An 874-nucleotide genomic window follows, 5' to 3' on the forward strand; every position below is an offset into this window, starting at 1 on the left:
TCACCAACTGGAGAACTTATGACACGCTCAAAAACATACACGCCGGAGCTTCGCGAAGAAGCGGTAAAGCTGGTCTTGACGCAGGGCCTGACGCTGGAGGATGCCGCAGTGCGCCTGACGATTCCGAAAGGGACGTTGGCCAACTGGGTAATGGCTGCAAGGCACGGTACATCGCCGAAAGTGGCCCCTGGTAGCCGCTCCGTTCCGGAGCTTGAAGCCGAGGTCACCAAGCTGCGCAAAGAGCTCGCAGAGACCCGCATGGAGCGCGATATCGTAAAAAAGGCGGCGGCGTACTTTGCGCGGGAGTCGCTGCCAAGTACGCGGTCATGAAGACATTGCGACTCGAATATCCCGTCAGCGTCCTATGCCGCGTCTTTGGCGTTTCGCGTAGCGGCTTCTATGCGTGGGCGGACGGCAAGCCGTCGCAACGCGCGCAGGACGACACGCGCCTGAAGGTCGCTATCAAGGCTGTGCACGAGCAGAGCCGGCAGACGTATGGCCCGCTGCGCATGCAACCCGAATTGGCGGCGCAGGGCTTTGCCGCTGGCCGGGACCGCATCATCCGTCTACGCCGCGAGCTTGCCTTGCGCTGTAAGCAGAAGCGCAAATTCAAGGCGACGACGAACTCGAACCATGACCTGCCGGTGGCAGAGAATCTGCTGAACCAAACCTTCGCGCCGCCCCGCCCGAACGAAGCCTGGGTCACTGACATCACCTATATCGCCACCGGCGAAGGCTGGCTTTACCTGGCCGGTATCAAGGACGTCTTCACCTGTGAGCTGGTGGGCTACGCGATGGACGAGCGCATGACGCAAACGCTGACGGCGACGGCGTTATGGAAGGCCGTGCGCAACAAGCGCCCCGCGCCGGGGCT

At 62.0% G+C, this 874-nt stretch carries 1 pseudogene; it reads left to right on the forward strand.

The features are described from left to right. Window positions 1-18: 18 nt before the first annotated feature. Window positions 19-874: pseudogene (locus ACP7EY_RS23980) on the forward strand (IS3 family transposase); the annotation flags it as partial.

Source organism: Massilia sp. DWR3-1-1 (assembly GCF_049898325.1).
GTDB lineage: Bacteria > Pseudomonadota > Gammaproteobacteria > Burkholderiales > Burkholderiaceae_D > JAFCUW01.